The 25,560-nt window shown below is 64.1% G+C and carries 22 protein-coding genes and 3 pseudogenes; 19 read left to right on the top strand and 6 right to left on the bottom strand.

Annotated elements, in window-relative coordinates:
• Positions 1 to 54: 54 nt before the first annotated feature.
• From ABIA45_RS16175 to ABIA45_RS16165, 3 genes are read left to right on the top strand one after another with little or no spacing between them, the layout of a single operon-like run.
• Entirely contained in the window at positions 55 to 1,098 is a 1,044-nt protein-coding gene (locus ABIA45_RS16175; RefSeq protein ID WP_275496731.1) for a TAXI family TRAP transporter solute-binding subunit, read from the top strand.
• Positions 1,095 to 1,724, top strand: coding sequence for a hypothetical protein (locus tag ABIA45_RS16170; protein WP_271545584.1), 630 nt, complete (start codon positions 1,095 to 1,097; stop codon positions 1,722 to 1,724). The genes ABIA45_RS16175 and ABIA45_RS16170 overlap by 4 nt, the downstream gene beginning before the upstream one ends.
• 24 nt (positions 1,725 to 1,748) lie before the next feature.
• Positions 1,749 to 2,357, top strand: a complete 609-nt coding sequence (locus ABIA45_RS16165; protein ID WP_404652790.1) for a hypothetical protein — start codon at positions 1,749 to 1,751, stop codon at positions 2,355 to 2,357.
• Positions 2,358 to 2,685: 328 nt separating this feature from the next.
• Here ABIA45_RS16165 and ABIA45_RS16160 read toward each other — a convergent pair.
• Positions 2,686 to 2,859 (bottom strand): annotated as a pseudogene (locus ABIA45_RS16160) (SDR family oxidoreductase); the annotation flags it as partial.
• Between the two features lie 156 nt (positions 2,860 to 3,015).
• Between ABIA45_RS16160 and ABIA45_RS16155 the strand changes: the two are divergent.
• The 4 genes and pseudogenes from ABIA45_RS16155 (at position 3,016) to ABIA45_RS16140 (ending at position 7,393) form a co-directional block, all read left to right on the top strand.
• Entirely contained in the window at positions 3,016 to 3,786 is a 771-nt protein-coding gene (locus ABIA45_RS16155) for a methyltransferase domain-containing protein (protein ID WP_404652788.1), read from the top strand.
• A 261-nt stretch (positions 3,787 to 4,047) separates the two neighbouring features.
• A pseudogene (locus ABIA45_RS16150) lies at positions 4,048 to 4,524 on the top strand (TRAP transporter small permease); the annotation flags it as partial.
• 219 nt (positions 4,525 to 4,743) lie between these two features.
• Positions 4,744 to 6,024, top strand: a complete 1,281-nt coding sequence (locus ABIA45_RS16145; RefSeq protein ID WP_246732131.1) for a TRAP transporter large permease — start codon at positions 4,744 to 4,746, stop codon at positions 6,022 to 6,024.
• A 271-nt stretch (positions 6,025 to 6,295) separates the two neighbouring features.
• On the top strand, positions 6,296 to 7,393 hold the full coding sequence (locus tag ABIA45_RS16140) for an ISAs1 family transposase (protein WP_404652786.1): 1,098 nt from the start codon (positions 6,296 to 6,298) through the stop codon (positions 7,391 to 7,393).
• 209 nt (positions 7,394 to 7,602) lie between these two features.
• On the opposite strand, the gene ABIA45_RS16135 is transcribed toward ABIA45_RS16140, so the two are convergent.
• On the bottom strand, positions 7,603 to 8,673 hold the full coding sequence (locus tag ABIA45_RS16135) for a glycosyltransferase family 4 protein (protein ID WP_271545576.1): 1,071 nt from the start codon (positions 8,671 to 8,673) through the stop codon (positions 7,603 to 7,605).
• 275 nt (positions 8,674 to 8,948) lie between these two features.
• Between ABIA45_RS16135 and ABIA45_RS16130 the strand changes: the two genes are divergently transcribed.
• The 4 genes from ABIA45_RS16130 to ABIA45_RS16115 are packed head-to-tail and all read left to right on the top strand — an operon-like array spanning position 8,949 to position 14,852.
• Entirely contained in the window at positions 8,949 to 10,712 is a 1,764-nt protein-coding gene (locus tag ABIA45_RS16130; protein ID WP_157280949.1) for an ABC transporter ATP-binding protein, read from the top strand.
• Positions 10,713 to 10,770: 58 nt separating this feature from the next.
• Positions 10,771 to 12,975 carry an amylo-alpha-1,6-glucosidase gene (locus ABIA45_RS16125; protein WP_157280950.1) on the top strand — a complete coding sequence of 735 codons (2,205 nt, stop codon included), beginning with the start codon at positions 10,771 to 10,773 and terminating at the stop codon, positions 12,973 to 12,975.
• An 18-nt stretch (positions 12,976 to 12,993) separates the two neighbouring features.
• Entirely contained in the window at positions 12,994 to 13,515 is a 522-nt protein-coding gene (locus ABIA45_RS16120; RefSeq protein ID WP_275496726.1) for a PRC-barrel domain-containing protein, read from the top strand.
• A 23-nt stretch (positions 13,516 to 13,538) separates the two neighbouring features.
• Positions 13,539 to 14,852, top strand: a complete 1,314-nt coding sequence (locus ABIA45_RS16115) for an MFS transporter (RefSeq protein ID WP_275496725.1) — start codon at positions 13,539 to 13,541, stop codon at positions 14,850 to 14,852.
• A 43-nt stretch (positions 14,853 to 14,895) separates the two neighbouring features.
• Here the strand turns inward: ABIA45_RS16115 and ABIA45_RS16110 are convergent, their stop codons facing one another.
• The 4 genes and pseudogenes from ABIA45_RS16110 to fixL all read right to left on the bottom strand — a co-directional run bounded on the left by ABIA45_RS16110 (position 14,896) and on the right by fixL (position 18,297).
• Positions 14,896 to 15,594 carry a helix-turn-helix domain-containing protein gene (locus ABIA45_RS16110; RefSeq protein ID WP_198399623.1) on the bottom strand — a complete coding sequence of 233 codons (699 nt, stop codon included), beginning with the start codon at positions 15,592 to 15,594 and terminating at the stop codon, positions 14,896 to 14,898.
• Positions 15,595 to 15,697: 103 nt separating this feature from the next.
• Positions 15,698 to 16,114 (bottom strand): response regulator transcription factor, encoded by a 417-nt coding sequence (locus tag ABIA45_RS16105; protein ID WP_404652782.1) that lies wholly within the window; start codon positions 16,112 to 16,114, stop codon positions 15,698 to 15,700.
• Positions 16,115 to 16,157: 43 nt separating this feature from the next.
• On the bottom strand, positions 16,158 to 16,775 hold the full coding sequence (gene fixJ / locus ABIA45_RS16100) for a response regulator FixJ (protein ID WP_157280953.1): 618 nt from the start codon (positions 16,773 to 16,775) through the stop codon (positions 16,158 to 16,160).
• A 3-nt stretch (positions 16,776 to 16,778) separates the two neighbouring features.
• A pseudogene (fixL, locus tag ABIA45_RS16095) lies at positions 16,779 to 18,297 on the bottom strand (sensor protein FixL).
• Between the two features lie 220 nt (positions 18,298 to 18,517).
• Between fixL and ABIA45_RS16090 the strand changes: the two are divergent.
• From ABIA45_RS16090 to ABIA45_RS16055, 8 genes are all read left to right on the top strand, one after another.
• Positions 18,518 to 19,351 (top strand): universal stress protein, encoded by an 834-nt coding sequence (locus tag ABIA45_RS16090; RefSeq protein WP_404652780.1) that lies wholly within the window; start codon positions 18,518 to 18,520, stop codon positions 19,349 to 19,351.
• Positions 19,352 to 19,392: 41 nt separating this feature from the next.
• Positions 19,393 to 19,818, top strand: a complete 426-nt coding sequence (locus ABIA45_RS16085; protein ID WP_271545560.1) for an HPP family protein — start codon at positions 19,393 to 19,395, stop codon at positions 19,816 to 19,818.
• Positions 19,819 to 20,014: 196 nt separating this feature from the next.
• Entirely contained in the window at positions 20,015 to 21,664 is a 1,650-nt protein-coding gene (ccoN, locus tag ABIA45_RS16080; protein ID WP_036004408.1) for a cytochrome-c oxidase, cbb3-type subunit I, read from the top strand.
• 12 nt (positions 21,665 to 21,676) lie between these two features.
• Positions 21,677 to 22,411 (top strand): cytochrome-c oxidase, cbb3-type subunit II, encoded by a 735-nt coding sequence (ccoO, locus tag ABIA45_RS16075; protein ID WP_271545556.1) that lies wholly within the window; start codon positions 21,677 to 21,679, stop codon positions 22,409 to 22,411.
• A 13-nt stretch (positions 22,412 to 22,424) separates the two neighbouring features.
• A complete protein-coding gene (locus ABIA45_RS16070) occupies positions 22,425 to 22,589 on the top strand; it encodes a cbb3-type cytochrome c oxidase subunit 3 (protein WP_025034779.1) in 165 nt (54 codons plus the stop codon).
• 6 nt (positions 22,590 to 22,595) lie between these two features.
• Entirely contained in the window at positions 22,596 to 23,471 is an 876-nt protein-coding gene (gene ccoP, locus ABIA45_RS16065; RefSeq protein WP_271545553.1) for a cytochrome-c oxidase, cbb3-type subunit III, read from the top strand.
• Between the two features lie 110 nt (positions 23,472 to 23,581).
• Positions 23,582 to 25,048, top strand: coding sequence for a cytochrome c oxidase accessory protein CcoG (gene ccoG, locus ABIA45_RS16060; protein WP_404652778.1), 1,467 nt, complete (start codon positions 23,582 to 23,584; stop codon positions 25,046 to 25,048).
• 15 nt (positions 25,049 to 25,063) lie between these two features.
• On the top strand, positions 25,064 to 25,549 hold the full coding sequence (locus tag ABIA45_RS16055; protein ID WP_271545549.1) for a FixH family protein: 486 nt from the start codon (positions 25,064 to 25,066) through the stop codon (positions 25,547 to 25,549).
• Positions 25,550 to 25,560: the final 11 nt, after the last annotated feature.

Below are 25,560 nucleotides of genomic sequence, written 5' to 3'. Positions count from 1 at the left end.
CTTTGCATTCATGCTGGGACGAGTGGTTGCAGTGGGCATCCGGAAAGGAACGACATGAACAAGCTGCCAAGGTCGCTCTCGTCGCTCCTGCTCGCCGCGCTGGTGCCGATGGCCGTGCTGCTTCAACCGACTTGCCTGGAAGCACAAACCGCAAGATCCGCCAAGGCGGATGCACAAATCGTCCGACGGCCGCTTCCTCAGGAGAGAGAAAAGGACCGGATGAACGCCTGGACCGTCGGGCTCGCCGGCGGCCTGCTCGAGGGCGCGCCGATCCGCCTCGCGGCCGAAATGGCCCGTGTCGTCGACGACGGAGCACAGCTGCATCTTTTGCCGATCGTCACCCGGGGCGCCACCGACAATCTGAATGCGCTACTCTATCTGCGTGGTGTCGACACCGCGATCATCAATTCCGACGCGCTCGACGAGTACAAGCTTCAGGTTCCGCAGATCCAAAGCCGCATCACCTACCTGCTCAATCTGTTTCCGTCCGAATTGCACATCTTCGTGCGGCCGGAGATCACGAGCCTGCAGGACCTTGCCGGCAAGAAAGTGAACTTCAATACCCAGGGCACCGCAGCCGCCTATTCCGGACCGCTGATCTTCAGCCGCCTCGGCATCGACGTCGACAAGACGTTCATTCCGCATCAGCTTGCCCTGGAACAGATGCGCAAGGGTGAGATGTCGGCCGTGGTGTTCATCACATCGAAGCCCGTCGACGCCTTCGTACGCGGTCGTTGGGAAGCGGGATTCAAGTTTCTCCCGGTCCACTACGACAGGAGATTCGAGGACTATTATCTGCCCGCGACGTTGGACGCGATCGAGTATCCCAATCTGATCAAGCAGGGCGATCGGGTCTCGACCATCGCGGTGCCGACAGCGCTCGTTGCGTTCAACTGGCGGCCAGGCTCGAATCGCTATCAACGCGTGGCGCGCCTCGTCGATTACCTGTTCTCGCGGATCGACCGCCTGCAGGCACCAGGCTTTGATCCGAAATGGCGGTCGATCAATCTCGCCGCAACCATCCCGGGACTCACCCGCTTCCAGGCAGCGCAGGAATGGCTGGATCGCCAGGCACGCAGCGCCCAGGCGAAGCCATGAACGCTGCCGTTGCTCCGCTCGCCGTCGCCTTCAACGTTGCCTGCGGAATCGCTTACGCGCAAAGCACCGGCGATTCCACGGAAGCACTTCGGGCTTGTTCGGGCATGGACGGATCGGCCCGGCAGGAATGTCTTCAAGATTCATCACGTAAGTTGTCACGGCCTGCCCGGCGGGTGTCGGACGATAATTGGCTAGTCAGCGAGACCACCTCGCCGGTCGACTATTCGCCGATCGTCACCGCCACCACATACTCTGTCAGCGGCTCCGATGGAGCCGCGATGCAGCTCGCAATCCACTGCCGCAAAGGCCGCACCGAAGTCACGGTCGCCGGATCGGCGCTGTCACGGAGCGCCAACGAATACGTCATCTCCTTTCGGCTGAATGCGGACACGCCGATGCAACTCGCGGCAGCATCGCCGTCATTCGGCTCCGGCGTCGCTTTCGGGGGCGACGTCGTAAAGTTGCTGAACGCGCTACCCGACGAGGGTCACATCGTCGTGCGCCTTTTCGCCCGCACGGGTCAGGTGCAAGACGGACAATTCCTGCTCAGCGGATTCGAGAAGGTGCGTAGGAGAATGGCGGCTGCATGCAAATGGCCACATAGCGTCGCCAGACCAGGAAGGTGATGGTCAGGGAACGGGAGACACGAGATGATCAATCTGAAGTTGGCGATGGCAGCGATGGCGATGCTGCTCCTGGTCGGATCAGACGCGCAGGCGGAGCTGGACAACCAGTTCAACCCGCACTCGAGCGCGACGAATCAAGTAAGCAATCCGAAGCAACCGGGTAGACAGGCGCAGGCGAGCAAGCCGGGACAGACTCGCACGAGCAAGCAATCCCCTGCGACCAGGGCGGCGATGGCCCAGGCGACAAAGCCCGAGATCGCCAAAAAGCCGCATCAGCTGATATTGCAGGTCAATTCCAATGACCCCGCGATGATGAACCTCACGCTCAACAATGCGAGCAATGTCGCGCAATATTACCGCGATCTCGGTGAACCAGTGTCAATCGAGATCGTCACCTTCGGTCCGGGTCTTCATATGCTGCGCGATGATACCTCGCCGGTAAAGCCACGCATCGAGGTGCTCGCGATGAGCAATCCCGAAATCTCCTTCAAAGCCTGCGGCAACACCCAGGAAAATATGCGGAAGGCGGAGAGCAAGGACGTCAATCTGATTCCGCAGGCGACGGTGGTCAAATCGGGTGTCGTCCGCGTTATGGAGTTGCAGGAACAAGGCTGGAGCTACGTCAAACCGTGAGGTCCGGCGACAATGAGGCCGTCGGATGCGCAGTTGGAACGGAATGGCTTTAGGTTGAATCGATTGCCACGGGCTCGGTGCAACCTCTCCCGCTCTTGTCCGCCGAAGCCTTGGCGAAGACGGATGCCGGAGAGGTCACGCCACCTGGCCGCGCCGACGGCGCGCCCGACGACAGGCTCCGGCGCGGGTCAGGGCTTTCTCCTGTCGGGGCTATCCCATAGCGGAAACATCTCCCCAGTCCTCTCCCGCAAGCGGGAGAGGGAGTGCACTTACCTTGTAGCAATCAAACTGTCGGCGGCGTGCCACAAGGCGGCTACGAAGTCCCGCCTTAGAACTGATGCCGCCGCAGTCCTCCATCCACCGGGATCACAGTGCCCGTGATGTACCGGGCCACGGGTGAGGCCAGGAACACCGCGAGTGCAGCGAGATCTTCCGGTTCACCCCAATAGCTGACCGGGATCTCCTCGGCAAAACGCTCGCGATAGTCCGGCGGGTATGGTCGCACGCTCCCTTGGTCTTCTGCTTTTTGTTGTTCGTTTTCTGCCCTATCCCGTGGGCTTTGCGAATTGCCCGACCGAGACGAGCAGTGGTAACCAAGAGCCTTGCCGAAGGACAAGAGCCTTGGCGAGGGAAATACGAAGAACAAAGGCGTCGAAGGATGGTCTGGGATCCGCAGCAATATCTGAAGTTCTCCGGCCATCGGCTCCGGCCGGCCGTCGACCTGTTGATGCGGATTCCGGATGTTGCCCCCCGTGCGATCGCCGATCTCGGCGCCGGCGCCGGCAACGTCACCAAATTGATCAGGGAGCGCTGGCCGGAGGCACGCGTGACCGGTGTCGAGGGCTCGGCGGAGATGGTCGCGGCAGGACGCAAGGCCGCCCCTGACGTGGAATGGTCACATGAGGATCTCGGCCATTGGAGTCCCGTCGGGCAGTACGACCTGATCTATTCCAATGCCGCACTGCATTGGCTGCCCAATCATGCGGCGCTGTTTCCGTCGCTGATGGAGAAGGTGACGCCTGGGGGCATGTTCGCGGTGCAGATGCCGCGCAATTTCCTCGCGCCGTCGCATGTGCTGATCGGCGAGACTGCGCTCGATGGCCCATGGCGGTCCAAGGTGGAGCATCTCGTCACCCCGCCGCCGGTGGAAGGGCCGGCCTTCTATCACGATCTGCTCGCGCCGATGTCGGCCAACATCGACATCTGGGAGACCGAATATCTGCAGGTGCTCGAAGGCGACAATCCCGTGAAGGAATGGACCAAGGGCACCTGGCTGACGCGCTATCTCGACGTTCTCCAAGGCGAAGAGAAGGCCGCGTTCGAAGCCGCCTACGGGATGCGCGTCGCAAGGGCCTATCCGAAGAATGCGGCGGGGCAGACGCTGTTCCCATTCCGGCGCCTCTTCATGGTCGCGCAACGCAAAGGCTGATGGCGCTGCCGCAATGCGGCATAGCATGCGTTGCCTTGGACTCGCGCGGATGCCGGCTTGCGCATCCGGCGGTCATCACGTTAGCTTGGCAGCGCTTAGCTCTCGTTGTTACCGACGGCTGCGGCCCAATAGCAACAATACCAACGGTCGGGGGCAATTGCGCTCCCGGCCGTTGCGCTTGAACGATCCAATGGGGGGACCAAGTTGCTGCGTGTGCTGAATCGTTCTCTCGATCATCTCGAGGAATGGCTGATCGCGACGATGATCGCGGCTGCGACGTCGCTCATCTTCGTCGCGGTGCTGCACCGTTACGGCGCCGGGCTGTCGATCGACATCGCCAAGTGGGCGGAAGCCCGCAACCTCGCCTTCCTCGCCGTGCCCGCGCGCGCGACGTTCGCCTGGCTCGCTGCGCTCGATTTGTCGTGGGCGCAGGAGCTCTGCATCTACATGTTCATCTGGATGGCGAAGTTCGGCGCCGCCTATGGCGTGCGGACCGGCATCCATGTCGGCGTCGACGTGCTGGTCAACATCCTGCCCGGCGGCTCGCGCCGCCGCATCATCACCTTCGGCCTGCTGTGCGGCGCGCTGTTCACCGCCATCGTCGGCTATTTCGGAGCCGCCTTCGTCACCCACATGTGGCACAGCGGCCAACAGTCCAACGACCTCGAAGCGCCGATGTGGTTCGTGTATCTCACCATCCCGCTCGGCTCCGCCCTGATGTGCTTCCGCTTCCTGCAGGTCGCCTGGTCGTTCTACCGCACCGGCGAGCTGCCGCATCACGATATGGCGGGCGTCGAGGGTGTCGAGGCGGATCCGGTGCATCCGGCGCCGGTCACGCCGACCCAGGTGGTCCGGGACGAGCGCAGCCCGCTCGGCTGGATCCTGATGCTGCTGCCGGTCCTGATCGTCGCGCTGTGCTTCGCGCATGCCGGCCACGTCATCACGCTGCCGCAGGGCCTGCGCGTCTTCATCGTGTTCGCGCTGCTGATCTCGCTGATGCTGACGGGCATGCCGATCTCGATCGCGCTGGGTCTGACCGTGCTCAGCTTCATGTTCACGCTGACTGACGTGCGAACCGAATCGGTGGCGCTGAAGCTGTTCACCGGCATCGAGAATTTCGAGATCATGGCGATCCCGTTCTTCATCCTGGCCGGCAACTTCCTGACCCATGGCGGCGTGGCGCGGCGGATGATCACCTTCGCGACCTCGCTGGTCGGCCATTGGTACGGCGGCCTTGCGCTGTCGGGCGTGGTCGCCTGCGCGCTGTTCGCCGCGATCTCAGGCTCCTCGCCGGCGACCGTGGTGGCGATCGGCTCGGTGATCCTGCCCGCGATGGTCGCGCAAGGCTTTCCCAAGCGGTTCGGCGCCGGCGTGATCACGACGTCGGGCTCGCTCGGCATTCTGATTCCGCCATCGATCCCGATGGTGCTCTACGCCGTCTCCACCAACAGCTCGGTGGGCAAGCTCTTCATCGCCGGCATCGTGCCGGGGCTTGCGCTCGCCACGCTGCTCGGCATGACGACGTTCTATCGCGCCTGGCGCAACGACTATCCGCGGATGCCGAAGGCGACCTTCATGGAGCGTCTCGATGCGTTCCGCAAGTCGATCTGGGGCATCCTCCTGATCGTGATCGTGATCGGCGGCATCTACAGCGGCCTGTTCACGCCGACTGAAGCGGCCGCCGTCAGCGCGGTCTACGCCTTCATCGTCGCGGTGTTCATCTACAAGGACCTGAAGCTGCGCGATGTGCCGCGCGTGCTGCTGTCGTCGGCCAACCTTTCGGCGATGCTGCTCTACATCATTACCAATGCCGTGCTGTTCTCGTTCCTGATGACCTACGAGAACGTGCCGCAGGCGCTGGCGCAATGGATGATCGACCAGGGCCTGGGCTGGATCGGCTTCCTGCTGCTTGTCAATCTGCTGCTGCTGCTCGCGGGCAACGTGATGGAGCCGTCATCGATCATCCTGATCATGGCGCCGATCCTGTTTCCGGTCGCGGTCAAGCTCGGCATCGACCCGATTCATTTCGGCATCCTGATGACGGTCAACATGGAGGTCGGCCTGTGCCATCCGCCCGTCGGCCTCAATCTCTACGTCGCCTCGGGCATCGCCAAGATGGGGATCACCGAGCTCACGGTCGCAGTGTGGCCGTGGCTGCTGACGATGCTGGGCTTCCTCGTGGTGGTGACCTATTGGCCCGGCCTGTCGCTGTGGCTGCCGCGGCTATTGGGGATGTAGCGGTGCGACAGGCACGAGCGGTGGGCGCAACTCTTTCCCCTGGAGGGGGAGGGTCGATCGCGCGGAGCGCGAGCGGGGTGGGGTGATCTCTCCACTCGGGCACTGTTGGATGTGGAGAGACCGTCACCCCACCCCGTCTCACATATCGCTGCGCTCCATGTGAGCCGACCCTCCCCCTCCAGGGCAGGGGAATCGCATGTAATCCTAAGGCATTGCGATTTGGAGAGAAATCGATTCTGAAGGTGACTCCCGGAGTTGGAAGGAGCGACCGATGGATCGATTTTCGGAGTGCTTCGAAGAGCTGCCCGACCCGCGTGCGGACAATGCGCTGCACGACCTGACGGAGCTTTTGTTCATCGCCCTGATGGCTACGTTGTCCGGAGCGACAAGTTGCACCGACATGGCGCTGTTTGCGCGGCTGAAGGCTTACCTTTGGCAGGACGTGCTGGTGCTTAAGCATGGATTGCCGAGCCATGATACGTTCAGCCGTGTGTTCCGCATGCTCGATCCAAAAGCGTTCGAAGCGGCATTCCGACGCTTTATGGAGGCTTTCGCTCAAGGTGCGAAGATTGCACAGCCACAAGGCGTGATCGCGTTAGACGGCAAGGCGCTGCGGCGTGGCTACGAGAGCGGCAAAAGCCACATGCCGCCGGTCATGGTGACGGCCTGGGCGGCGCAGACGCGTATGGCGTTGGCCAATGTTCTGGCGCCAAACAACAACGAAGCTCTCGGCGCTTTGCAACTCCTCGAACTCTTGCAACTCAAAGGCTGCGTAGTGACGGCGGATGCACTGCATTGCCACCGCGGCATGGCCGAAAAGATCGTGACGCGGGGCGGCGATTACGTGCTGGCTGTGAAGGAGAATCAGCCCGCGCTGTTGGCTGACGCCAAGGCAGCGATTGCCGCAGCCACGCGCAAGGGTCAGAAGCCGGTCGCCACCACGGATGCAGACCATGGGCGAAAAGAAAAGCGCAGCGCGCTTGTCGTGCCCGTCAAAGACATGGCCCAAAAGCATAACTTTCCTGGCCTCAAGGCAGTCGCGCGGATCAGGAGCAAGCGGGGGAACGACAAAACCGTCGAACGCTACTTCCTGATGAGCCATAACTACAGTCGAACGCAGGTTTTGCGCATTGTTCGCACCCATTGGACCATCGAAAACGGCCTGCACTGGCCGCTCGATGTCATCCTCGACGAGGATCTGGCCCGCAATCGCAAGGACAACGGTCCGGCCAACCTTGCCGTGCTCAGACGACTCGCCCTCAACGTCGCCAGAGCTCACCCCGATACAAAAATCTCCTTGCGCCTCAAGCTCAAGCGCGCCGGCTGGAACGATACCTTCTTCTTCGAACTCCTAGGCCACATGCGATAGCCCTGCCCTCCAGGGGAGAGGGTAAGAGCCGCCGCATCGTCTCGTACTTTCTGTCATCGCTCTCCGCACGCTCGCTGTCATCGCCCGGCTTGACCGGGCGATCCTCTATTCCAGAGGCCGCCGTGCTTGAGCCGAGACGCCGCGGCGTACTGGATGCCCCGGTCGAGCCGGGGCATGACAGTGTGCCTTGAGGTGAGAGAGTTGCCTTCCTACTCCGCGCTGCTCACCAGCTTGATCCGCGGTGCCTGCGCCTCGGTCAGGCTGCGATAGGCGGCGAGGTAGTCCAGGGCCATGCGCCGCGCGGTGAAGCGCGTCTCGAACTGCTTGCGGATCGCGGTGCGGTCGAGTTGCGGAAGCCGGTTCACCACGCCCGCGGCGCTGATGACGTCCTCGACGATGAAGCCGGTGAGGCCCTCGTCGATGATCTCCGGCACCGAGCCGCGGTTGAAGGCGACGACCGGCGTTCCGCACGCCATGGCCTCGATCATGACGAGGCCGAACGGCTCCGGCCAGTCGATCGGCAGCAAGAGGCCGAGCGCGCTGCTGAGGAAATCCGATTTCTCGTGATCGCTGATCTCGCCGATGAAATCGACCAACGGATTGTTCTCGATCATCGGCCGGATCAGCTCGTCGTAATAATCCTGGTCGGCACGGTCGACCTTGGCCGCGATCTTGAGCGGAATGCCGCAATGGGTCGCGATCTTGATGGCGCGATCGACGCCCTTCTCGGGCGCGATGCGGCCGAGCACGGCGAGGTATTCCTGTTTCGCCGGCTTCGGCGTCAGCAGATTCTCCGGCAGGCCGTGGTGGATCGTCGTCACCCAGTTCGCCTGCGGCACCGGCCGCCGCTGTGCATTGGAGATCGAGATGACCGGCATCTTGGTGAAGGTATTGAAGACCGGCTGATGCTCGGGAAGATCGAGCCGGCCGTGCAAGGTCGTCACGAACGGGGTCGGCTGGCGGTGGAACAACGACCAGGGATAATAGTCGAGATGGAAGTGGAGGAAATCGAACTCCTCGTCGTCACATTTTTGCCGCACCCGCTCCAGCAGCACCATGTGCAGCGCGTTGGGATCGCGCACGGAACCGTCGAGCCGAAGCGCCCGCGGCCATAATGCATCGAGCTTGGCCGATGTCCGCGAGTCGCCGCTGGCGAAAAGCGTCACGTCATGGCCCAGGGCCACCAGCTCTTCCGTCAACCAATGCACCACCCGCTCGGTGCCGCCATACAGCTTGGGTGGAACAGCCTCCGTCAACGGAGCTACCTGCGCGATGCGCATCTCACCATCTCCTCTGCGATCATGAATGTTGAAACCCCCGCCTTTACGGCACCGGCAATGCCAGACGAGGGAACGTTCCCGCACCTGCGAAGTTCCTTCCCGCGAACGTTACATATTCGACACGTCGGGGAAGCGTCGCGATGCTGCCACTACATCTTCGCAGATCGTCCGCATCCGCATGTCGTGATGGGATTGCCCGGGAACCGAGGCGAAGCGGTCGATGTTCACTCGACCAGTAACGAAACGAAAAACCAGCATAACGGGGCGACAGCCATATGGATCAGCTTTCTGGGTACGCGCGTAGGCCATTTGCCTTTGTCCTGCGCTATCTCCGGCGTCGTCTCGCGTCGCATTTGGTGATCCTGGCCGCGGTCGTGGGCGCCGTTGCCTGCTCCGTAGGCACCCAGTATGGCGTGAAAGCCCTGGTCGACGCCTTATCCGCCGGTCCCTCGTATGGCGGTGGCGTATGGCTGGCATTCATTCTGCTCATGTCACTGATTGCCGCCGACAACTTCCTGTGGCGGATCGCGAGCTGGACAGCGAGCTTCACCTTCGTCCGGGTCACGGGCGATTTACGGCGTGACATATTTCGTCATCTGACCGGTCACGCGCCGAGCTACTTCTCGGACCGGATGCCCGGCATGCTGACGAGCCGCATCACCGCGACCTCGAACGCGGTGTTCACCGTCGAGAACATGTTCGTCTGGAATGTGTTGCCGCCGTGCATTGCCACAATTGCGGCAATCATCCTGATTGGAACCGTCAGTCCCTATATGGCGCTCGGCCTGATCGCGATCGCGGGCGGCATGGTGGTTGCGATGTTTCGTCTCGCCGCGGCAGGCAAGCCGCTGCATGACGATTTCGCCGACAAGGCCGCGCTGGTCGACGGCGAGATGATCGACGTCATCAGCAACATGCCGCTGGTGCGCGCCTTTTGCGGCATCACCCACGAGCATGAGCGGTTCGACGCGACGGTGAACCAGGAGCTGACCGCGCGCAGCCGCAGCCTGCGTTATCTGGAGAAGCTGCGGCTGTTGCATGCCGTGATCACCGTGCTTCTGACCATTGCGCTGATGGCCTGGGCGATCTCGCTCTGGCAAAAGGGCCAGGCGACGACCGGCGACGTCGTGCTGGTCTGTACGCTCGGCATCTCGATCCTGAGCGCGACGCGCGATCTCGCGGTGGCGCTGGTCGACGTCACCCAGCACGTCGCGCGTTTGACCGAGGCGATCGCCACGCTGCTGGTGCCGCACGAGCTCCGCGATCACCCCGAGGCCGAGCCCCTGGTGAAGAGCGGCGCGGCCATCGCGTACAACAACGTCACTTTCGGCTATCCCGGCAGCGACAAGATCTTCGAGCGCTTCAGCCTGCGCCTTCAGCCCGGCCAGCGCGTCGGACTGGTCGGCCAGTCCGGCGGCGGCAAGTCGACGCTGTTCACGTTGCTGCAGCGCTTCTACGACGTCGACGAGGGCAACATCACCATCGACGGCCAGGACATCTCTAAGGTGACGCAGCTGAGCCTGCGCGAGGCGATTTCCGTCGTGCCGCAGGACATTTCCTTGTTCCATCGCTCCATTCGCGAGAACATCCGCTACGGCCGGCCGAACGCGACCGACGACGAGGTGCTGCGCGCGGCGATCGCGGCGCGCTGCGACTTCGTCGAGAGCCTGCCCGAGGGCCTCGACACCATGGTCGGCGACCGCGGCGTCAAGATGTCGGGCGGCCAGCGCCAGCGCATCGCCATCGCGCGCGCCTTCCTGAAGGACGCGCCGATCCTGCTGCTGGACGAGGCGACCGCCGCGCTCGACAGCGAATCCGAGGAGGCGATCCGCGAGGCGCTGTCGCGCCTGATGCGTGGCCGCACCGTGATCGCGATCGCCCATCGCCTCGCGACGCTGCGCAATTTCGATCGCGTCGTGGTGTTGAGGAATGGTAAGATCATCGAGGACGGCTCGCCCGAGCGCCTGATGCAGGGCCACGGGCCGTATCGTGAGCTGGTCACGCAGGAAATGAGCCGGCTCGCGCAAGCCGCCGCGTAGACCAACAGTCGCGTTCTCGAGTCGGTCGCGTTTCGAATCAAGCGCAGGGGAGCAGCTCATGTCGGCAGAAGCCGTAACCCAGTTCGTCTCCGTGACGCGGACCTCGGAACAGGTCGCGGAACAGCCTTTCTACATTCCGATGACCGGGCCCTCGGCCCGGCCGCGGCGTTCGCTCAAGCACGACGACACCTTCATCGTGCTCGACAGCCACGGCGACATCGGCGCCTCGGCCGGCGGGCCAGACGGGCTGTTCCATCATGACACGCGCTATCTGGCGCGGCTGGAGCTCGTGCTCGACGATCTCCAGCCGCTGCTGCTCGGCTCGAATCTGCGCGACGACAATTCGGCGTTGACCGTCGATCTCACCAATCCCGACATCTACCGGCAGGGCAGCCTCGTGCTGCAGAAGGACCTGCTGCACATCGTGCGTACGATCTTCCTGTGGCGCGGCACGGCCTATCAGCGTATCGGCGTGCAGAACCATGGCGACCGGCGCACCAGCTTCGAGCTGACGCTGCTGTTCGGCAACGACTTCGCCGATCTGTTCGAGGTCCGCGGCGAGCGGCGGCCGCGCCGCGGCGTCGGAACCGGCCGGCTGCTCGGGCCGACCGACGTCCTGTTCGAGTATCGCGGCCTTGACGACGCCGAGCGGACCACCGGCCTGCATTTCGATCCGCGTCCGACGCGGCTCTCGGTCAACGCTGCGACCTGGGAGCTCGACCTGGAGCCGCACCAGGCCAAATCGCTGTTCGTCGCCGTGTCCTGCAACCGGCCGGTCACGGAGAAGCCGGCGCGGTTCTTCCCGGGTCTGCTGGCGCACCGCCGCGAGATGCGGCAGTCGACCATGGGCGCGGCCAGCATCGAGACCTCCAACAACATCTTCAACGAGGTGCTGTGCCAGGCCATGGCCGACCTCAACATGCTGATGACCGAGACGCCGCAGGGGCGCTATCCCTATGCCGGCATTCCCTGGTACTCGACCACGTTCGGCCGCGACGGCCTCATCACCGCGCTGCAGATGCTCTGGGTTGATCCGCGCATTGCCAAGGGCGTCCTGCGCCGGCTCGCGCATTTCCAGGCCGCGGCGGTCGATCCGCTCGCGGACGCCGCGCCCGGCAAGATCCTGCACGAGATGCGCGGCGGCGAGATGGCCGCGCTCGGGGAGGTGCCGTTCGCGCATTACTACGGCAGCGTCGATTCCACCGCGCTGTTCGTGCTGCTGGCGGGAAGCTATTTCGAGCGCACCGGCGACGAGGCCACGCTGATCGAGCTGTGGCCGGCGATCGAGGCGGGGCTGGCCTGGATCGACGGCCCTGGTGATCCCGACCAGGACGGTTTCGTCGAATACCAGCGCGCGACCGAGAAGGGTCTGGCCAACCAGGGCTGGAAGGATTCCTATGACGCGATCTTCCATGCCGACGGCCGGCTTGCCGAGGGCAATATCGCGCTCGCGGAGGTCCAGGGCTACGTCTTCGCCGCCAAGCAGCTCGCGGCGCGTTGCGCGCTGCGGCTCGGCAAGCCGGACCGCGTGCGCAAGCTCGAGGCCGAAGCCAGGGCGCTCGCCGAGCGCTTCGAGCAGGCGTTCTGGTGCGAGGAGCTCGGCACCTATGCGCTCGCGCTCGACGGCAAGAAGCGGCCCTGCAAGGTGAGGACCTCGAATGCCGGGCAGATCCTGTTCAGCGGCATGGTCCGCGAGGACCGCGCGCGTCTCGTCGCCGCCGATCTGATGCGGCCGCATTTCTTCTCGGGCTGGGGCATCCGCACCGTCGCGCAAGGCGAGGTGCGCTACAACCCGATGTCCTACCATGACGGATCGATCTGGCCGCACGACAACGCGCTGATCGCGCTGGGCCTGGCGCGCTACGGCCTCAAGCATTCGGTGGCGCATGTCTTCAAGGGTCTGTTTGATGCCGCGACCTACATGGATCTGCGCCGGTTGCCCGAATTGTTCTGCGGCTTCCGGCGCGAGAAGCGGCGCGGGCCGACGTTGTACCCGGTCGCCTGCGCACCGCAGGCCTGGGCCAGCGCCACGCCGTTCACGCTCCTGGAAGCGGCGCTCGGCCTCGAGTTCGACGTGGCGCGGGGCGAAATTCGCCTGCGCAACCCGCATCTGCCGGCGTTCCTCAACGAGGTGATCCTGCACGATCTGCGCCTCGGCGAATCCAGCGTCGATCTTCGCGTCAGCCGTCACGGCGACGACGTGGCGCTGGAAGTGTTGCGCACGCGCGGTCAGATCCAGGTCTCGATCGTGCTGGCGCGCTAGAGGCGCGAGGAGGAGTTCATGCGTGCGACCGGATGGTTGATCCTGAGCGTGGCGATCGTCGCGGGCTTGACGGTCGCCGGATCGCGCGCGGCCGAGGAGCCGCCTGCATCCCCGAGCGAAGCAAAGGCACCGGCAAATGTGCAACCGCCAGCTTCCACGGTGCCCGTCACGCCCAAGGACGCCGCGCCGCCGCCATCGGTGACCATCATCGGCGCGAGCGAGGCCCACGGTGTTCTCGGCCGCGACGTTCGCAGCGCCGCCGGCGAGGACATGGGGCGCATCGTCGACGTCATCGTCGATCGCACCGGTCATGTCCGCGCTGCGGCGATCGATTTCGGCGGCTTCCTCGGCGTCGGCAGCCGCAAGATCGTCGTCGACTGGAACGCGCTGCGCTTCGGCAAGATCGCCAACAAGAAGGACAGCATCACGCTGGAATTGACCAAGGCGCAGGTCGCGGCCGCACCGGAATACAAGGAGGACACGCCGATCGTCGTGCTCGGCGCGTCCGGCAGCCTTCAGCCGCTGCAAGCGATCCAGTGAGGTGCAGGGAGGGCTGACCGCCCGTGCTGTTATCGAGGAAGCCGAACCATGCAGATCGCGGCGGCGTCGTCGAGCAGGACAACGTCGTGGAGCCGGCGGCTGCGGGCATTCCGGCCCCGTCGCGGCAGAGCCTCCGCGGCCTCGACTGGTTCATCTTCTTCCTCGCCGACGTGCAGACCGGATTCGGTCCCTTCATCGCGGTCTATCTGACGACGCAGAAATGGACCCAGGTCGAGATCGGGTTCGTGCTGTCGATCGGCGGCATCGTCGCCCTGATCGGCCAGATGCCGGGCGGCGCGATCATCGATGCCGCGAAATCGGAGCGCCTCGTCGCCGCCCTCGCGATCGCGACCATCGGCGCCTGCGCGCTGGCCTATGCGGCGATGCCGATCTTCGCCGTCGTGGTGACCGCCGCCACGCTGCATGCGATGGCGAGCTGCGTGCTCGGGCCGGCGATCGCCGCGATCAGCCTCGGCCTCGTCGGCCCGCTCGCGATCGGCGAGCGGCTCGGGCGCAACGCGCGCTTCGCCTCGCTCGGCAACGGCGTCGCGGCGGCGGTGATGGGCACCGCGGGCTACCTGTTATCGAGCCGCTCGGTCTTCCTGGTCACTTTCCTGCTCGTGATTCCAACCCTGATCGCTCTGTCGCGCATCCGCGAGAACGAGGTCGACATCAGGCGCTGTCACGGCGAGCTGCCGCCTGAAGCCGCCGAGCGCGGCGACCCCAATATCTGGCACCTGATCCGGCAGCGCCCTCTCATCGTGTTCGCGCTCAGCGTGCTGCTGCTGCAGCTGGCGAATGCCGCGATGATGCCGCTGATGGCGAGCGCGGTGACGGCGCGATCGAGCCAATGGGCGACCGTGCTCGTCGCCTTTTGCATCGTCGTTCCGCAAGCGATCGTGGCGCTGCTGTCGCCGACGGTCGGGCGCAAGGCGCAAGCCTGGGGCCGGCGGCCCTTGCTGCTGATCGGATTCGGCGCTCTGGCGATTCGCGGCCTGTTGTTTGCGACCGTGCGCGATCCGTATCTCTTGGTGCTGGTCCAGGTGTTCGACGGCATCACCGCGGCGGTCTTCGCGGTGATGATCCCGCTGATCGTCGCCGACGTGGCCTTCGGCAGCGGGCATTTCAATCTGGCGCAGGGGATCGTCGGCACCGCGACGGGTATCGGCGCGTCGCTGAGCACGGTGCTTGGCGGCTATGTCAGCGACAAGTTCGGCAATGCCACCGCATTCATCGGGCTGTCCGGCGTTGCGGCAGCGGGACTCCTGCTGATCCTGTTTGTGATGCCGGAGACGCGGCGCACGGGTCTGACCGCCACCAAAGAAATGGCCGGCTGAACGAATTCAGCCGGCCAAAGTGGGTGGGGAGGAAGATTGAGGATCAGGCGTCGAGATTGTGCAGGCGCTGGCGGTTGCGCAGCACGATCTGGCGGGCACCGGAGAAACCGAGGATGCCCTGAGCGTGAAGCTGCGACAGCGCGCGCGACACGGTCTCCAAGGTGAGGCCGAGATAGTCGCCGATGTCGCGGCGGCACATCGGCAGCGCCATCATGCCGGCGACGGCGAGGCGGCGGTCCATTTCGAGCAGGAAGGTCGCGACGCGCTCCATCGCAGTCTTGCGGCCCAGCAGCAGCATGTGGTCCTCGGCATGGCGCAGCTCGCCGGCGGTCATGGCCCAGAGCTTGCGGGCGACCTGCACGTCGGTGCCGGCGGCCTTTTCCAGGCTTGCGCGCTTCACGAGGCGAACGGTGGTGTCGATGATGGCTTCAGCGGCGAGGCGGTGAGTGGGACCGGATTCGAGGCCGAACACGTCGCCGGGAAGATGGAAGGCGCCGATCTGGCGGCGGCCGTCGGAGAGAAGCTTGTAGCTGCGCACCGCGCCGGTGACGACCTGATAGACATATTCGGCCGCCTCGTCCTCGCCATAGATCTCCTCGTCCTTGCTGTAGGAGAACTCGGTGGCGACCAGGCCGACATGGCCCGCGATGGCGCCGAACTGGTCGGTAACGGGGTGGGCAGGAGCAATCTTGCCACCGACTTGGGTGTTGATCGCCTGGGTGTTGAGCGTCTGGGTCAGCATCTGCGCCATCTCCGTTGTGATGGAGCACTGCTACGATGAAACACGCAATCCGGAAATTTCGCGCGTTATCTTAGGGATGTTTACTTACGTAGAGTCCCGTAGGTCACGCCCCGGGGCGGTCCTGGATGGCGTGGCGGATGCATTTGACCAGGTTTTCGTCGAGAAGCGGCTTCAAAACCACGTCCTTGATGCCCGCTGTCGCGGCCCGGGCCGAGATGTTCTCGTCGGGGTAGCCGGTGATCAGGATCACCGGCGCGTCGCGGTGCGATTTCCGCAGCCGGCCGGTCAGATCGATGCCGTTGATGTCGGGCATCTTGTAGTCGATGACGTAGCAGTCCGGCCCGGGCGCGGCGCCGAGATTGAGCAGCGCCGTGCCACTCCTGAAGGTCCGCACGGCGAAGCCGTCGATCTCCAGCAGGAACCGCAGGGATCCGAGGACTGCGGCATCATCGTCGACCACAAAGACGGTGGGTTGTGGGGAGGACGACGGCCGCGCACGATATGGGCTGACCTCAACCATGCTGTCTGGTTAGCACGGCGCCGTGAAGCCGCCTTGACCTGCCTCAATCCTCGAGCATGCCGGCGCGCATCGCGAGGCGAACCAGTTCCGAAAGGCTGCTCGCCTGCATCTTGGTCATGACGTTGGCCCGGTAGACCTCGATGGTCCGCGGGCTGATGTCGTATTCGCGGGCGATCAGCTTGTTGGAGAGGCCCGCGACCAGCCCCTCCATGACCTGGCGCTCCCGCGGGCTCAAGGATGCGACGCGGGCGGCGATGTCTTGTGCGAGGGCCTCGTTCCTGGCGGCGGGCTCGGCCTGGCGGAGCGCCGACTCGATCATGGCGGTGAGCCGGTCATCGTCGAACGGCTTCTCCAGGAAGTCGACGGCCCCGAGCTTCATCGCCTCGACCGCCAGCGGCACGTCGCCATGACCGGTCATGATCAGGATCGGGAACGGGCTTTGCTGCGCCTTCATCCGCTTCAAGAGCTCGATGCCGTCGAGGCCGGGCATGCGCACGTCGGAGATGACGCAGCCGAAACCGAGGCCGGGCAGGGCTTCGAGAAAGGCGAGCGCGTCGTCGAACAAAGTGACGGCGAAGCCGGCGGAATCCAGCAGGAAGTTCAGCGAGTCCCGCATCGCCGCGTCGTCGTCGATGACGTAAACATGTCCCTTGGTCGTCATGGATCAGCTCTCGTCGGTTGCCGGCAGAGTGAAGCGGAACGTCGCTCCGCCCGCTGCGTTGCTCTCGGCCCACATGCGGCCGCCATGGGCCTCGATGATCGAGCGGCTGATGGAGAGTCCCACGCCCATGCCGGTGTCCTTGGTGGTGAAGAAGGTCTGGAACAGGTTTGGAATGATGTCTTCCCGGAAGCCGATGCCGGTGTCGGAGACCTCCACCTCGATCATGCCGTCGGCGACACGGGTGTTGGCGACAACGAGCTCGCGCCGCTGCGACTGCGCCATCGCCTCGAGCGCGTTGCGGAACAGGTTGACCAGCACCTGCTGTATCTGCACCCGGTCGGCGAGAACGAGGTCGGCGTCGGGATCGAGGCTGAAGCGGAGCTGCACGTTCTGCTCGCGCGCGCCGGCGAGCCCGAGCGCGCCGGCTTCCTCGATCAGCTTGGACAGGCTCTCGACCCGCTTCTCGGACTCGCCGCGGGAGACGAAGTCGCGCAGGCGGCGGATGATCTGGCCGGCGCGCTGTGCCTGCTCCGCCGCCCGGTCCAGCGCGCTTTCGACCTTCGGCATGTTGGGATCGGTGCTGCCGGCGAGGAGGCGCCGCGATCCCTTCATGTAATTGCTGATCGCCGCCAGCGGCGTGGTTGAGCTCGTGGGCGAGCGCGGAAGCCATCTCGCCCATCGCGGTCAGCCGCGACACGTGCACGAGCTCGGATTGCAGCTCCTGGAGCCGCGCCTGGGTCTGCTGGTGCTCGGTGAGGTCGCGCACGAAGCCGGTGAAATAGGGCTCGCCCGCGCGTTGCGTCTTCCCGACGGACAAGTGCATCGGGAACGTCGTGCCGTCGCGGCGTTTGCCGGTCACGATGCGGCCGATGCCGATGATGTGCGCATCATTGGTCCTGAGATAGCGCGCGAGATAGCTGTCGTGACGCGACTGATCGGGTTCCGGCATGAGAATGCTCACGTTTCGGCCGATCGCTTCCTGCCTGCTGTAGCCGAACAGCCGCTCCGCGGCGCTGCTGAAGAGCTGCATGATGCCGCGTGAATCGATGACGATCATGGCATCGGGCACGGTTTCGAGAATCGAGCGAAGATGATTCTCTTGGGATCGCAGAGCTTCCTCGAGCTGTTTCTCCTCGTTGATGTCGAGGAATATCCCGCTGAGGTGACGCGGCGTGCCCGTATCGTCGCGGATCACGCCGGCCCTGGCCCGGATCCATTGACCCTTCCCGGATGCGCCCCCGATCTTGAAGGACAGGTCGAGACCCCCGCCGCCTTCCGACGTGCGCTCGATCGCCTTCAGGAGGTGGTCCCGATCGCCCGGCTGCAAGACCGACAGAAAGAGATCGTAGCTCACCTCCTGGTCCGGCTGCAGGCCAAACAGCCGCCTGGCCATGTCCGACCATTCGAGTTCGCGGGTCTGCAGGTCGAGGTCCCAGGTGCCGACGCCGAATCCCTCGATGCGGACTCGGAAATGCTCGCCCCGACCATCGTCTGCCTGATGGGTTACGCGGGTCGGCGCCAAGCTCTGCTCCTCTTCTCGGCGGGTCGGCAGGACGCCTTTACCGCTCCGGGAATGTCGCCCAAGGCCTGCCCGGAGGCAAGCGCGGACGTTGAATCCGCTGGCGAATTCCCCATTGCCGGGAGAGCGGGCCACCAGAGGCGTCGGATTTGATCTATCTCAGCCTGTTGCGTGGCAACAGGTCTAGGATTCGAAAGAAATTCTGTAATGCTGGAGATCCCCGATGACATACGCGACCGTCATGGTCAGCCTGGCGCTCGATCAGCCCAACGAAGCACGTCTCCAGGTCGCAGGCGAACTCGCCGAACGATTCGAAGCGGCCATCGTCGGGGTGGCTGCGGCGCAGTTCACCCCGCCGCTCTATTTCACCGACGGCGCAGAAGCGCAAGCGCTGATCGACGAGGGCGAAGCTTCGATCAAACGGCGGCTCGCCGGCCTCGAAGCGCAATTCCGCGCGGCCATGAAAAATCGCGGTGGGCATGCGGAGTGGCGCAGCGCGATGGATTATCCGGCCCGCTTCGTCACGGCGCAGGCGCGTTGCGCCGACATCGTCGTTAGTGGTGGGCAGAGCCCGGCCTTCTCCGATGCTTTCTCGCTGGCGAGCCCCAAGGACCTGGTGATGCAGGCCGGCCGCCCGCTGCTCGTCGTTCCCCACCGGGCCAACTGGCTCGACCTGCGCAGCGTGCTGGTGGCGTGGAAGGACACGCCAGAAGCGCGGCGGGCGGTGGCGGGCGCGCTGCCGATGCTGCACAAGGCGAAGGACGTCACCATCGTGGAAATCCCGGAGCGGGGCGACGACCGTTCGGCCGTGATGGCCGGTGTCAGCGACGTTGCCGCCTGGCTCGGCCGCCACGGCATCACCGCGACTGCGCGGGTCCTCGAGGCCGCAGGAAGCGAAACCGCTGCCGCGCGGTTGGAGAAAGTCGCCGGCGACACCGGCGCGGGCCTGATCGTCGCGGGCGCCTATGGTCATTCGAGATTTCGCGAACTGATCCTCGGAGGCGTCACCCAATATCTGGTGACGCAAACCGTCCGCAGCGTGCTGCTGTCGCACTGACCATCGGCCGGCCAGTTTGAGGAAATCGAGGAGGACGCGCCGTGTACCAATTTCTTGAACAGACCGTCGACGGCTACATGACGCGCAACGTCAAGACGGTGCAGCGCGGCCTCGACTTGTTCCAGCTCAGTGAGATGTTCGAGACCGACGATTTCAATTCCTATCCGGTCGAAGACGACGGGCAGGTGGTCGGCATCGTCACCAAGTTCGACATCCTGAAGTGCTTCGCCTTCACGCCGAGCCAGATGTTGCCGCGCTACGACGACCTGATGAGCCGCAAGATCGGCGACGTGATGACGCCCGAGTTCATCTACGTCAGCCCCGACACGCGGCTGACACGCGTGCTCCAGATCATGGTGGAGCATCGCATCAGGAGCATCATCGTGCTCGACGGCACACAGAAGCTGGTCGGCATCATCGCGCGCGAGGACGTCATCGCGGCGCTCAAGGCGACGGCGCGGGAGTGAGGACGGATCCTTTGGTTCCAATCCGTGATTTCACGGAGGTGTCTGCGTGCGATGGCCCTGCGCGCGGGGAGGGAAGGCACCTCAGCTGGCGGCACATCGGCTCACATTAACAGAAATCCATCCAGCTTGATTTCAATCAATTCGCCGCGAGGGTGGATGTGGTTTCTGGCAGCGTGTTCTTTCAGAGAGAATCCGCATGAGCCAGCCCTCCATCTCAAAATCCATGACCATCGGTGAAAGCGGCTTGGCTGTCGTATTCGCAGTCACCGCTTTCCTCTGCGTGATCGCCTCGGCCAAGGCGCTCGATGCGCCCTTCGCGTTCCACGCTGCGCTCAGCGCGGCGGCCAGCCTCGCTGCGGTGTTCTTCATCGTTAACCGCTACTTCGAGCGGCCGGCGGCGCTGCCGGCCCAGGAGATCAACGGCCGCCCGAACTACAGCATGGGACCGATCAAGTTCTCGGCCTTCATGGCGATGTTCTGGGGCATTGCCGGATTCCTCGTCGGCCTCATCATCGCCTCGCAGCTGGCCTGGCCCGCGCTGAACTTCGATCTGCCCTGGATCAGCTTCGGCCGCCTGCGTCCGCTGCACACCTCCGCGGTGATCTTCGCCTTCGGCGGCAACGTGTTGATCGCGACCTCTTTCTACGTGGTGCAGAAGTCCTGCCGCGCGCGCCTTGCCGGCGACCTCGCGCCGTGGTTCGTCGTGCTCGGCTACAACTTCTTCATCCTGATCGCCGGCACCGGCTATCTGCTCGGCGTCACCCAGTCAAAGGAATATGCCGAGCCGGAATGGTACGCCGATCTGTGGCTGACCATCGTCTGGGTCGTCTATCTGCTTGTCTTCCTTGCCACCATCTTCAAGCGCAAGGAGCCGCACATCTTCGTTGCGAACTGGTTCTATCTCGCCTTCATCGTGACGATCGCGGTGCTGCATCTCGGCAACAACCCGGCGCTGCCCGTTTCGGTGTTCGGCTCGAAGTCCTACGTCGCCTGGGGCGGCATCCAGGACGCCATGTTCCAATGGTGGTACGGCCACAATGCGGTCGGCTTCTTCCTGACCGCCGGCTTCCTCGCCATCATGTACTACTTCATTCCGAAGCGCGCCGAGCGGCCGATCTATTCCTACCGGTTGTCGATCATCCACTTCTGGGCGCTGATCTTCCTCTACATCTGGGCCGGTCCCCACCATCTGCACTACACGGCGCTGCCGGACTGGACGCAGACGCTCGGCATGACCTTCTCGATCATGCTGTGGATGCCCTCCTGGGGCGGCATGATCAACGGCCTGATGACGCTGTCGGGGGCCTGGGACAAGCTGCGTACCGATCCCGTGCTGCGCATGCTCGTCGTCTCCGTCGCCTTCTACGGCATGTCGACCTTCGAAGGCCCGATGATGTCGATCAAGGTGGTCAACTCGCTCAGCCACTACACCGACTGGACCATCGGCCACGTGCATTCCGGCGCGCTCGGCTGGGTCGGCTTCGTCTCCTTCGGCGCGCTGTACTGCTTGGTGCCGTGGGCCTGGAATCGCAAGGGCCTCTACAGCCTCAAGCTCGTCAACTGGCACTTCTGGGTCGCCACGCTCGGCATCGTTCTCTACATCTCGGCGATGTGGGTCTCCGGCATCCTGCAAGGCCTGATGTGGCGCGCCTACACCTCGCTCGGCTTCCTCGAATATTCCTTCATCGAGACCGTCGAGGCCATGCATCCCTTCTACATCATCCGCGCCGCAGGCGGCGGCCTGTTCCTGATCGGCTCGCTGATCATGGCCTACAATCTCTGGATGACGGTTCGCGTCGGCGAGCAGGAAGTCCAGATGCCCGTCGCCCTTCAGCCGGCGGAGTGAGGAGCTCAAGCAATGTCGTTCTGGACACGTCACCAAATCTTCGAAAAGAACTCGATCATCCTGATTGTCGGCATCCTGCTGGTGGTCGCGGTCGGTGGTCTCGTCGAGATCACCCCGCTGTTCTACCTCAAGAGTACGATCGAGAAGGTCGATGGGGTCAGGCCCTACACGCCGCTCGAGCTGGCGGGGCGCAACGTCTATGTCCGCGAGGGCTGCTATCTCTGCCACTCGCAGATGGTTCGCCCCCTGCGCGACGAGGTCGAGCGCTACGGCCACTTCTCGCTCGCGGCCGAGAGCATGTACGATCACCCGTTCCAGTGGGGCTCCAAGCGCACCGGCCCGGACCTCGCCCGCGTCGGCGCCAAATATTCCGACGAATGGCACGTCACCCATCTGGCCAACCCGCGCGCGATCGTGCCGCAGTCCGTGATGCCCGGCTATCCGTTCCTCGGCAAGGCCGAGATCGACCCGGATGCGATCGCCGGCGACATGCGCGCGCTCAGGACCGTAGGGGTGCCCTATAGCGACGAGCAACTCGCCAATGCCGCCGCCGACCTGAAGGCCCAGGCCGATCCGGACAATGCCGGCACCGACGCATTCACCAAGCGCTACGCCAAGGCCGTCGTGCGCAATTTCGACGGCAAGACCGGCACGCCGACCGAGATGGACGCGCTGGTTGCGTACCTGCAGATGCTGGGCACGCTGGTCGACTTCAAGATCTACAACGAGAAAGCCAATCTTCGCTGAGAAGGCATGAACGATGAAAGCCATCCTGACCGTCCATAATCTTGCGTCCGACCTCGTGACCACGATCTGGACACCGGTGTTCGTCGCGATCTTTCTCGCGATCATCGCCTACGCATTTTGGCCCCGTAACAAGGCTGCGTTCGACAAGGCAGCGCACCTGCCCTTGCGGGAGGAGTGAGAAACCATGACCGATCATTCTAGCGACATCGATTCCGTCTCCGGCAAGTCCACGACCGGACACGAGTGGGACGGCATCAAGGAGCTCAACACGCCGCTGCCGCGGTGGTGGGTGATCAGCTTTTATCTCACCATCCTCTGGTCGATCGGCTACTGGATCGTCTATCCGGCCTGGCCGCTGATCCAAAGCAACACCACCGGCCTGTTCGGCTATTCCTCGCGCGCCGACGTCGCGGTCGAGCTCGCCAACCTCGAGAAGATCCGGGGTGACAAGATGGCGGCGCTGGGCACGGCCTCGCTCACCGACATCCAGAAGGATCCGGCTCTGCTCGCGCTTGCGCGCGCCAAGGGCAAGACGGTGTTCGGCGACAATTGCGCGCCGTGCCACGGCACGGGTGCGACGGGGTCCAAGGGCTATCCCAACCTGAACGACGACGAATGGCTGTGGGGCGGCTCGCTCGACCAGATCATGCAGACTATCCAGTTCGGCGTGCGGTCGGGCCATGCCAAGACCCATGAGGGGCAGATGCTCGCCTTCGGCAAGGATGGCGTGTTGAAGTCGGACGAGATCGTCACCGCCGCCAATTACGTGCGGTCGCTGTCGGGCCTTTCGACCCGCAACGGCTATGACGCCGCCAAGGGCCAGAAGATCTTCGCGGAGAATTGCGCCGCCTGCCATGGCGACGCCGGCAAGGGCAACCAGGAGATGGGCGCACCTGATCTGACCGACAAGATCTGGCTCTACGGTTCCGAGGAGGCGAGCTTGGTCGAGACCATCGCCCAAGGCCGCGCCGGCGTGATGCCGGCCTGGGAAGGCCGGCTCGATCCCGCCACCATCAAGGCGATGGCGGTCTACGTCCACTCGCTGGGCGGCGGAAAATAGCAGAATAGGCACCAAACGGGGGGCAACAAAAGCGCCCCCGTTTGCGCTGGATCAACTGACGCGGCGATGTCGGGTCTAGGTTTAATCGCACCTCTTGAAAAGATTTGGCGATGAACAAGACCGTGAACCCGAAAGACCTCACATCGGACGATGATTACGGGCCACTCTACGCGGCCCGCAAGAAGGTCTATCCCCAGAGCGTCTCCGGTACTTTCCGCCGCATCAAATGGGGCCTGATGGCATTCTGCCTCGGCGTCTATTATCTCCTGCCCTTCGTACGTTGGAATCGCGGTCTCGGCGCGCCGAGCCAGGCGGTGCTGATCGATCTTCCCAACAGCCGCTTCTATTTCTTCTTCATCGAGCTGTGGCCGCAGGAGGTCTATTACTTCACCGGTCTGTTGATCGTCGCCGCGGTGGCGCTGTTCCTGATGAACTCCATCGGCGGCCGGATCTGGTGCGGCTATCTCTGTCCGCAGACGGTGTGGACCGACCTGTTCTACGCCGTCGAGCGTCTGATCGAGGGCGACCGGCGCGAACGGATGAAGAAGGACAAATCGTCCGATCCGATGAAGCTGGAGCGCATCTCCGAGATCGTGCTCAAGCACTCGATCTGGCTCATGATCGCCTGGTGGACCGGCGGCGCCTGGGTGCTCTACTTCAACGACGCGCCGACCCTGGTGAAGGAACTCATCACCTTCCAGGCGCCGATGATCGCCTATATCTGGATCGGGATCCTCACCGCGACGACCTATCTGCTCGCCGGCTTCATGCGCGAGCAGGTCTGCACCTATATGTGCCCGTGGCCACGCATCCAGGCCGCGCTCACTGACGAATGGGCGCTCAACGTCACCTATCGCTACGACCGCGGCGAGAAGCGCACCTCGGTGAAGAAGGCCGCCGAGCTGCGCGCGCTCGGCCAGCAGGTCGGCGATTGCGTCGACTGCTACCAGTGCGTCGCGGTCTGCCCGACCGGCATCGACATCCGCAACGGACCGCAGATGGAATGCATCCAGTGCGGGCTCTGCATCGACGCGTGCGACAACGTGATGACGAAGATCGGTCGGCCGAAGCGGCTGATCGGCTACGACAACGACATCAACATCCACCGCCGCCAGGAAGGCAAGGCGCCGATCTATCGGATCGTGCGGCCTCGCACCGTCGTCTATAGTGCGATCATCGCGGCCATCGGCGGCTTCATGGTCTACACGCTGGCGACCCGCAGCCTGCTCGACGTCAACGTGCTGCACGACCGCAATCCGGTCGCGGTCAAGCTCAGCGACGGCTCGATCCGCAACGCCTATACGGTCCGGCTCCTGAACAAGAGCGGCTACGACCGCGCCATCGCCATCGACGTCGAGGGGCCCGTGAACCCAACGATGCACGTCGTCGGCGTCGATTCGGTCACGCCGGACCGTCCGATCATTGTGATCCCGCGCGATGCGACCAGCGAGCTGCGGCTGCTGGTCACCGCGCCGGCCGAAAACAATCCGGAGAAGTCGATTCCGGTCCGCTTCCACGTCATGGACATCGGGCTCGGCGTCGCCGCGAGCGCCACCGACAATTTCGTCGCGCCGTAAATCCAGGAGACCGTCATGTCATCCAAGCCGCTGACCGGAACCAAAGTCTTCCTGATGCTGGTCGCCTTTTTCGGTCTCGTGATCGGCGTCAACGCGACCATGATGAAGCTCGCGATCGCGACGCTGCCCGGCACCGACGTCGACAGCCCCTATGCCGCGGGCCTCGTCTACGATCGCGAGATCTCGGCGGCGCAGGACCAGGCGGCGCGGAAGTGGAAGGTCAACGCCCATGTCGAGCGCCGCAACGACGGCGGCGCTTCGGTCCAGGTCGAAGCCCGCGATGCTGGCGGCCAGCCGATCTCCGGGCTGAAGTTCGGTGGCCGGCTGGAGCGGCCGACCGACAAGCGCTCCGACCTCGCCGTCGAGCTCAGCGAATCCGGCATCGGCCTCTATCGCGGCAATGCGGCGTCCGTCGCGCCGGGCCAATGGGATCTGGTGATCGAGGGCGAGGCGCGGGGGACGCGCGTGTTCATGTCGCGCAACCGCGTGATCCTGAACTGAAGGATTCCGTC

The organism is Bradyrhizobium sp. USDA 336 (assembly GCF_044908355.1).
GTDB lineage: Bacteria > Pseudomonadota > Alphaproteobacteria > Rhizobiales > Xanthobacteraceae > Bradyrhizobium > Bradyrhizobium yuanmingense.
The sequence above is the reverse complement of the archived record's forward strand: the minus strand, read 5'-3'. Positions and strand labels throughout refer to the sequence as shown.